Below are 7,808 nucleotides of genomic sequence, written 5' to 3'. Positions count from 1 at the left end.
GGCGGGCCGGCCCGACATTGGAGCCGGCTCAGGTGGCGGCGTGGTGGGTCGCCGCACCGGAATCGCCGTGGTGCACGGGGCAGCCGGGGACGAAGGTCCCCATCCGCTCGATCTGGAAGCCGTCGGGGTAGCTGCGGATACGGGACATGTCGTGGACGTACCGGGGTGAGCGGCGGGCCGGGAAAAGCGCGACGATCCCGGCCCGCACGCGCAGCGCGCCCTCGGAGAGACGTCGCGCGACGCGGCCGGGCTCCCTGTAGCCGAATGCCGCCAGCAGCGGCGGGTCCATCAGGGCCCGGCTGAAGACCTCGACCAGCGGCCGCACGGGCCGGGGGTAGAACGTCGTCAGCAGACGCAGGGTCGCGTCCGCCACCCGACGCCCGCCCGGGTCGAACGCGAAGTGCTCGCGCTCGTAGTCGTCCATCAGGCGGGCGAACTCGTCGTATGTCGCGGGAACGTCCGTGATACCCAGGTGGTGACCAAGGGTCTGGTAGTACCGGACCGAGGCCAGCACCTCCCCGTCGGTGAGCCGGCGCCAGCCGTACTCGTCGATCCACCTCTTCGGCACCACCACGAACGTCGACAGGACGTAGCGCATGTCGGCGTTGGAGATGTCGTACATCCGGTGCATCTGATTGATGCGCCGCACCGCCGCCCTGCCCCGCGGAGTGTCGAAGCCCTCCAGCAGCGGCACCTCCAGCAGGATCGCGGTGTCGTCGTAGCGCTTCTGGGTGTCGCGGCCGAACTCGCCGGTCCGATCCAGCAGGCCGCCGATGCTCGGCACCGCGTAGGTCCGGAACAACGCGAAGCTCAGCGACTGGTTGAGGTCCCAGGGGAACTCGTAGACAGCCAGGTTTCGGTAGATCTCCATGAACTGGCTCTCGGGGTCCAGCCCTTCGTTATGACGGGCCTTGGTCACGACGACTACCTCCTCAGCGACCGCCAGTGCACTGTAAGTGCACCGACACCTCCGCGCAATCGGCGATCGAGGACTTACCGAACACAGGAAGCGGAAGCCGTGCCTGAAGCTGCCGGTCGGCCACAGGGCCGGGGTGGCCAGTTCCGCTACCTCGACGGTCCTGGCGGGGCCACACTCATGGCAAACCTCGTGACGCCGCCATGGCGGGTGTCAACGGGCTCACGGCGGCGGTCGGTAAGCCACACGGGACTGTGTTCACCGGCTCATGTCCGGACAGGCGTGCCAGAACGTCTCCTACGCCGCGGGACGAGGGACGACGCGGACGTCGAGGTCGGCGTCGAGCGCCTCGGCGAGCCGTTCCAGCACAGGCAGTGTCGGTATGGTGCCACCGGCCTCGAACCGCGCCACCGCCGACTGCGTCATGCCCGCCGCGCGGGCCAGCTCGGCCTGGCTCCAGGCGCGCCGCTGGCGCAGTTCCCGCACCGCCCGGCCCAGCTCGAACGCCAGCCTGGCCGCCTGGTAGGCCTCCCGCGCACCCGGCTCGCCCATCCGCCGTTCCCGCAGCCCCGCCCAGTCCGCCCGCTCAGCCATCGCCGTCGCCCCCTTCATCCTCGCCCACCGTGCGCGACTCGGTCAGGCAGCGTGCCAGCGCGCGCCTCGCCCGGAACACCTCGGCAGCCTCCCGCATCCGTGTCTTCGCGAACACGGTCAGCAGAACCACCCGCCGGCCCGGCGCGATCCAGTAGGTCACCCGGATCGCCCGGCCCTCCAGATGGAACCGCAGCTCCCGCAGCTTGCCATCGAGCTGCCGCGTGTACGGCTCACCCAGCAACGGACCCTGCTCGGCGAGCAGGTCCACGTAGAAGGCGGCCGTCGCGAACTGCGCGGTCGGCAGCCGCTCCAGCCAGTCCCGGACCTCCGGTTCCAGCTCGACGATACCCCAGATCATAGCGTTGACGCTATATTCGCGCGACGGTGATCTCATGTGTCAAGACCGACGCGGCCACCCGGCAGACCACGACACACCGCACACCATCGGCCACACGGACGACCGTCCCGGCAAGGCCGGAGAGCCACAGGTTGAGCGCCTCGACTCCCGGGTGGGCTGAGCCCTCGATCGTCAATCGGTGGCGGTCTCCGCGCTCCGCGGCACGAGCCGGCCTCCGATCTCCAGGATGTCGTCGAGCAGGATCCGCACCCGCTCGATCTCGTCGGCGATACAGTCGATCAGTATCTTGACCTCCACGTCACGCTTACCCGGATCCGCCGTCACGAAGACCCCCACTACCCCGGCGCCGGCGGCGCTGCCGCGGAATACGTCCACACCGTCGCCGTCCGCGGCCACGGTGCTCTCCGGGTAGCTGTAGTCGACGGGATACACGGCCTGCGGCACCCGTGGGTATCTGCTGCCGGCCGGACGGTCCACCAGCCGCGAGGTGGCCGCCAGCCCGTCGAGGTTGCCGAAGAAGCGGGTACAGGGAGCCTCAGACATGGTCGCCGCCGTCGAGTAGAGGACCCATGAGGGAGACCACGAACACGAAGTGGCCTGGGGTCGGCTCCATTGTCCAGCCGCTCGCGCGAGACGGTGGCACCCTGGCCGCGTCCTCCGGCTCGAACGACACGCTGATGGTGTGGTGCAGGACGGCCGGGATGCATCCCCCGGCGAGGCGAACCGATCTCACTCTCACTACGTTCTGGAGTCGAGATCTATCGGTGTGCTTGAGGACTCGAACCAATTGATCAGCGCCAGGACATGGACATCTTCCACCTGATCAAATGTCGGAAACCATAAAGTTTCCCCGTCCTGCCAGAATAACGGCATGATTACAGATTGCGGTGGAGTTGAAGGGTAGAACTTGAACCCCGATCTAGCCCACTACCTACGCCAACGCACCCCACAGAGGATCTGAAGCGTCCCCACGCGGGCGGCGCAACATTCACGATCCTGATTCCTCTCTGAAGGATACATGCCCTGACGGACAAGGCGAACGAGGACGGTCAGTGGCCGGAACTCCGGCCACTGACCGTCTCCTGGGAGGGAGGAATGTAGCGCATCCACCCGCGCGATGTAAGCTATTTTTTCTCGGTTGAGGCGCTAGCACCATTGCCCGACGCTGGGGCGGCATCGGTGGAGTCATGCCATTCGCGCAGGTTCTGTACCACCTCTTCGTAGAATTTCTCCAGCGTGTCCACCAGCGATGTGACAAATGTACCCTTCCCTGCGCCGCGTTTCGCACCGAGAGGAGCACTCAGGGAAATACGAAAGGCCCGAATCTCACAAGCCGAGCCAGCGATCAAAATCTCCGGCTTCTGGCGCACCAAGGCAAGAAGATCGGCTCGGGCAGCCTCCCGCGAGCCTTGGTCGAAAGATTCAACCCGCAGATTCCCGTTTGCATCCGCGAGCTGCCTCATAATCCACTTCACTCGGGTGAGCGGCCGTCCTTGGCGAGGAGCGTCGATGCTGACCGAGCATCCAACCCGGCCCACACGCAGGTCCGCTGTCACAGTCACCGGGCCAACCGTTCCGGGGATCCGCAGCATCGCGGACAGGGTGCCGTTCCGGCACAGTTCCTCGGCCAATGCATGCCGTCGCTGCACCGCGTCCACCCGCCGGTTCAGGTGAGGGAGGACCTCGATACCCAGCAGCCCACCCAGGTGCAGGCACAAATAATGGGTAAGCTGGTCGAAACGTTCGGCGACGGAAGGCAGTCCTTTGTCCGCCGGTCGCAGCGTACCCGCCGAGACGCTGTCCCTCACAGCCACCCAGTGAGGCCCCATGTCGTCGAATTTGTCGGCACCCGAACGTGGGTGGTCGAGGTACCTGAGGAACTCGGTGAGAATGTATTCTTGAGTGGCGTCCGCCACCGAGCTGTTTTCGAGCAGAAGCTGGCAGCGGAATCTGATCTCTGCCCATGAAAGGTGATGGACGCCGACTTTCTTCGTTTTTCGCCCGTCGATCGCGATGGGGTGCCGTTCGTCCGCCGCTGTGATCAGATTGGATACGGTGATGACAGTATCGAATCGCTGTTCCCGAGCGATGTCCAGATATGCCTCGACCTGCTCCGGGCGGAGCTCCCCCGTCCCGGTCTTCACCTCGACCAGCGCCGTCCACGTACGCTGCCCCCGCGTCACCCGGATCAACCCGTCCGGCCGGTAAGGCTTGTCACCCCGGCTGAATGGAACCTCGATGAACGTCTCGACCTGGCCGGCGGGCGCCCCGAACCGGGTCGTCAAAGCGCGGCCGAATTCGCGCACGGATCCCACGACGGCGAGCAGAGCCGAGGTCGCACGCCGCTCCTGCTCCCCGGCTCCACCGATACCTGCCACCGGGAACAGCCTCGCCGACTGCCAAGGCTCCTCCGCCTCCCCGGCATCCAACCGCCTCGCCTTCGAAGCCGACAGCCGCCTCGCAGGCCTGCGTTTCTTCGTGGTCACCGTCTGGGTTCGCCGCTCCCTGGCCGGGGCCGGCGGGCGGGACACACTTGCCGGACTCACATCGTTGGGAGCATCTTGCACGGCGCTGGAGCCACCACTGACCGTGGAATCGGCGCCAGCGGGCGCCGCTGGCTCGGCGCGGCCGGGTGTCGGACTTTCTTCCTCGTCAGCATCGACCTCGATGCCGTATTCGGTGACGAGTGCTGCCAGGCCGGTGTCGTATCCCTGACCGATCGCGCGGAACTTCCATTGCCCGGTACGGCGGTAGACCTCTCCGAGTACGAACGCTGTCTCGGTTGAAGCGTCCGTGACGTCGAAACGAAGCAGCTCCGTCGCGTCGGACCCACGCAGCAGCCGCAGCCGCAGGTACTCCAGCCGCCCGAAGCCGTCCCCGGCCCCGCCGTCCAGACTGGCGGCGAGCAGTACCCGTTCAACGCTGTCCGGGACATCGTCCATGTCGACCTCAACGACGTCGGTGAAGGCCGTGTACCTCTCCTCCACGCTGGAGGTCTTTCCACGGAGCCGGACCGCCCCACCCGCCCCGGACGGCTGGTTGTAGAAGACGAAATCGTCGTTTGACCGGACCTTGCCGTCGTCCCCGAGCAGGAGAACGCTCACATCCGCGTCAAGCGGATGCCCCTTCTCGGCAGCCCACTCAAGAATGACCGATACAGAACCGATTTCGTCAGCCAGGGCACTGAGGGTGACGTTTCCCCCCTTGCGCATGGCCGCAACCGTCGCAGCGCACATACCGGGACCATATCCCCAAGACCTTGGCCGATAGGATGCCCACTGACATCACTACATCAGACCACTGTTGAGAAATCAGACGCACAAGAGAAGGCGTCACGCCAGGCTCCGCGGGTCAGCGAAGATCTTGGTTTCGACTGATCACAGCAACCTTCCCCGGCCTGCTCGGCAACTCATTATCCCGCGCCTCCGATACACGGAGGGGACAGATGCGGACAAGGTGGGCAGACCTGGCGTTGGCGGCTGTCACGATCGCGAGATGCGGTGGAGGCGACGTGCCAGTTACTGCACCAGCGCCAACCCCGACGCGCACTCTGCCGGCAGACAACCCAGGTTATCGACTGACTACCGCGGATGATGAAGTGTCGAACCAACTCATCGTCGACTGGTACAACGCCGCGGCGAGCGAGGCGGCCGAAGGCTGCAATGGCACCGTCACACAAGCGATCAAGCTGGCGATCGAGACTCGGGACATCCTCATCCGTCAGGGAAAGCCGGCCACCATCCTCGCCATGCTGCGCGATGCCGCTCTGCGGGCGCGTGAACTCGCCAAGGTGTGGGGCACCACCGTTCTCATCACCGACGTCGAGCGGCTCGCTGGCTCTTGGCCTCCACCTGGAAGCACCCTGCCCTGGGGCGACATACCCGCTGCCCTGTGCCTCGTCGCCGGCACCCTCCTGACCGACCGATGGTTCAGGGCAGCACCAGCCAGTCGAACCGGAGCGTCGGCCGCATGTCCTACCGCCCTCGCGAGGAGTTGGTGTTGGCAAGTCCTGTCTCGCGGAGATGGTGAAAAAGCATGCATGGACGCTGGCGGCCTCTGTGCGACGCTGTCCACCGGACCGGTTGCTGGTGACGAGCCGATCCCACCCCGGCCGGACAGGTTATCGAGGACGGAATCACCGTGACCCTGTGCAACGAAGATCGAAGATGGGGTGAGGGGACTCGACCCCCTCACCCCCAGCCTGATCTGCACCTATGTGTCCGGATCAAGCCGCCGGTCAACCATCTATAAAGCGCGCGAACCCGTACTTTTGCATCGTTTTCCCAGGTCAGACGGTTCGCTACAGCAAGTGGTGGAGCTGAGGGGATTCGAACCCCTGACCCTCACACTGCCAGTGTGATGCGCTACCAGACTGCGCCACAGCCCCAGATGTGTTACTGCCGCCCTGCCCTGCTGCCTGTCTCCCTGTCGTTCCCCCGTACCGCTTGCCTGCTTCGCACACCTTACAGGCTCTGCCGAGTGCCCGTTCAGGAGGTACTCGGCGAGTGTACCGGTTCGGTGTCGGGGGCGGCCGAGGCGTCGAGCGCGGGCGGGGCGGCCTGCGCGAGTGGCCCTGCCGACGCCGCCCGCGGGGCGTCCGTCCGAGGAACGGCGCGGGTGGCGGCGAGCGGGCCGCTGTTGTGCTCGAGCAGCCGGAACCGCCCGTTGGAGCGGCGCAGCAGCGACCAGCGGCAGTTCCCCAACGGGCCGAAGTGCCACCACGTCGACGGCGGTACGTCGAGCACCCGGCCGATGAGGGCCCGGGCGGTGCCGCCGTGGAGCACCAGCACGGCCAGCCCGTCGTCGCCGGGCAGCCCACTGGCGACGAGATCCTCCACGACGCCGATCGCCCGGGCGCCGACCTCCTCGTAGGTTTCACCGCCGCCGCGGCGGACGTCCTCGCCGCGGTGCCAGGCCGCCGCCTCCGCGGGGAAGCGCTCCGCGGCCTGCCGCGCGGTCAGGCCCGACCACTCTCCCAGCGAGATCTCGCGCAGTCGGGGGTCCACCTGGACGGTCAGGCCCAGTTCGGCTGCGGTCGTCCGGCAGCGCAGCAGATCCGAGGAGACCACGACGTCCGGCGCGAGCGCGCGGATCGCCGGTGCCACCAGCCGGGCCTGAGCCCGACCGGTGGCGTCCAGCGGCGGGTCAGCATGCCCCTGGAACCTGCCCAGTTCGTTCCATGCGGTGCGGCCGTGGCGCCACAGCAGGATCCTCACCGGCGGCCCGCGCCGGGGGCCACCGCTTCCACTTCCACCCGACGGGCGATGTCACGGTCGGTGAAGGTGATCCGTGGGCAGTCCTTCCACAGCCGCTCCAGGTCGTAGTACGTCCGCTCCTCGCCGTGCTGCACGTGTACCACGATGTCAGCGAAGTCGAGCAGCACCCAGCGTCCCTCGCGTTCGCCCTCCCGGCGGACCGGCTTGGCGCCAAAGCCGCGCAGACGCTCCTCGATCCCGTCAACGACGGCCTTGACCTGCCGTTCGTTGTCCGCGGACGCGACGACGAAGCAGTCCGTGATGGCCAGCCGTTCGCTGACGTCGAGCACGACGATGTCACGGGCGAGCTTGTCCGCCGCGGCCTGCGCCGCTTCGAGGGCGAGCTCGACGGCTCGCGGGGATGCGGTCACGAATACACCTCTCCGGGTTCGGTGGGTCGTCGGGCTCCGGTGGATCGTCAGACCCTGGTGGATCATCGGTCACGACCGTCACCCGCGCTGGTACGGCTGGCACGTCCTTCGTCGACCGACTGTGGGCGTGTGCCGGACCAGCTTGTGTACTGCCTGTCCAGCCTGACACACGCAACACTTTCACGAGCCTGGATCTGCCCTGCGTCGGCTCAGCGGGCCCGCCGGCCTGATCGGCCCGGTTCCCGCGGGCGCCGCGCCGCCGGCACCGCTGCCGCCGGTGTCACCGCCACTTCCGGTACCGGCGGCACCGGCTC

Annotated in this window: 9 protein-coding genes and 1 tRNA gene; 1 reads left to right on the top strand and 9 read right to left on the bottom strand. The window is 67.0% G+C overall.

Annotated features, from left to right (window positions below; genetic code table 11):
- Positions 1–28 precede the first annotated feature (28 nt).
- The 6 genes from FrCorBMG51_RS22185 to FrCorBMG51_RS22160 form a co-directional block, all read right to left on the bottom strand.
- Complete coding sequence (locus FrCorBMG51_RS22185) at positions 29–919, bottom strand: oxygenase MpaB family protein (RefSeq protein WP_047224952.1); 891 nt, start codon at positions 917–919, stop codon at positions 29–31.
- A 294-nt stretch (positions 920–1,213) separates the two neighbouring features.
- Complete coding sequence (locus FrCorBMG51_RS22180) at positions 1,214–1,510, bottom strand: helix-turn-helix domain-containing protein (protein ID WP_047224951.1); 297 nt, start codon at positions 1,508–1,510, stop codon at positions 1,214–1,216.
- Entirely contained in the window at positions 1,503–1,868 is a 366-nt protein-coding gene (locus tag FrCorBMG51_RS22175; protein ID WP_047224950.1) for a type II toxin-antitoxin system RelE/ParE family toxin, read from the bottom strand. Before FrCorBMG51_RS22175 ends, FrCorBMG51_RS22180 begins: the two co-directional genes overlap by 8 nt.
- A 171-nt stretch (positions 1,869–2,039) precedes the next feature.
- Positions 2,040–2,411, bottom strand: coding sequence for an inorganic pyrophosphatase (locus FrCorBMG51_RS22170; protein WP_047224949.1), 372 nt, complete (start codon positions 2,409–2,411; stop codon positions 2,040–2,042).
- A complete protein-coding gene (locus FrCorBMG51_RS22165; protein WP_047224948.1) occupies positions 2,404–2,601 on the bottom strand; it encodes a hypothetical protein in 198 nt (65 codons plus the stop codon). Before FrCorBMG51_RS22165 ends, FrCorBMG51_RS22170 begins: the two co-directional genes overlap by 8 nt.
- A gap of 391 nt (positions 2,602–2,992) precedes the next feature.
- The gene (locus FrCorBMG51_RS22160; protein ID WP_052914941.1) at positions 2,993–5,080 is read right to left on the bottom strand and encodes a TerD family protein; all 2,088 of its coding nucleotides are present in this window, start codon (positions 5,078–5,080) and stop codon (positions 2,993–2,995) included.
- 299 nt (positions 5,081–5,379) lie between these two features.
- On the opposite strand from FrCorBMG51_RS22160, the gene FrCorBMG51_RS28690 reads away from it, so the two are divergent.
- On the top strand, positions 5,380–6,012 hold the full coding sequence (locus tag FrCorBMG51_RS28690; RefSeq protein ID WP_157180623.1) for a hypothetical protein: 633 nt from the start codon (positions 5,380–5,382) through the stop codon (positions 6,010–6,012).
- Positions 6,013–6,178: 166 nt separating this feature from the next.
- Here FrCorBMG51_RS28690 and FrCorBMG51_RS22155 read toward each other — a convergent pair.
- The 3 genes from FrCorBMG51_RS22155 to rsfS form a co-directional block, all read right to left on the bottom strand.
- Positions 6,179–6,255: transfer RNA gene (locus tag FrCorBMG51_RS22155), tRNA-Ala, on the bottom strand.
- Between the two features lie 100 nt (positions 6,256–6,355).
- A complete protein-coding gene (locus FrCorBMG51_RS22150) occupies positions 6,356–7,084 on the bottom strand; it encodes a histidine phosphatase family protein (protein ID WP_047224947.1) in 729 nt (242 codons plus the stop codon).
- Positions 7,081–7,494 (bottom strand): ribosome silencing factor, encoded by a 414-nt coding sequence (gene rsfS, locus FrCorBMG51_RS22145; RefSeq protein ID WP_047224958.1) that lies wholly within the window; start codon positions 7,492–7,494, stop codon positions 7,081–7,083. Before rsfS ends, FrCorBMG51_RS22150 begins: the two co-directional genes overlap by 4 nt.
- Between the last annotated feature and the right edge of the window lie 314 nt (positions 7,495–7,808).

It is taken from the genome of Protofrankia coriariae (assembly GCF_001017755.1).
Lineage (GTDB): Bacteria > Actinomycetota > Actinomycetes > Frankiales > Frankiaceae > Protofrankia > Protofrankia coriariae.
This window is presented reverse-complemented; position numbering and strand designations above follow the sequence as displayed.